Source organism: Psychroflexus sp. MES1-P1E, assembly GCF_002836055.1.
Classification (GTDB): domain Bacteria; phylum Bacteroidota; class Bacteroidia; order Flavobacteriales; family Flavobacteriaceae; genus Psychroflexus.
This window is the reverse complement of sequence record NZ_PJBS01000068.1, coordinates 1-256: the sequence shown is the minus strand read 5'-3', so window position 1 is coordinate 256 and position 256 is coordinate 1. Positions and strand designations below refer to the sequence as shown.

The following is a 256-nucleotide window of genomic DNA, read 5'->3' as shown; positions in this document are numbered from 1 at the left end:
ACCTTGTGGTAAAACTAGACTCCAGTCTCCATTGGCATCTGTCGTTACAGTCTGAACTTGACTGAAAGAGTCAGTAATTTCTACATCAACGTTTGGCATATCTGCTTCACTTGGATCCTGAGTACCATTGCCATTTTCATCGAAATATAAGTGACCCGTTAGAGTACCTGATTCATAAAAACCATCTATTTCATTAAACGTTTGTCCAGTTACAATAGTGGTTGTTGTTGGATCGTTCCCTTCTGTTTGTGTTGAA

The 256-nt window shown here is 39.1% G+C and carries 1 protein-coding gene; it reads right to left on the bottom strand.

Annotated features, from left to right (window positions below; translation table 11 throughout):
• On the bottom strand, positions 1-256 hold a 256-nt coding region (locus CXF67_RS00350; protein ID WP_219621002.1), incomplete at both ends, for an SdrD B-like domain-containing protein.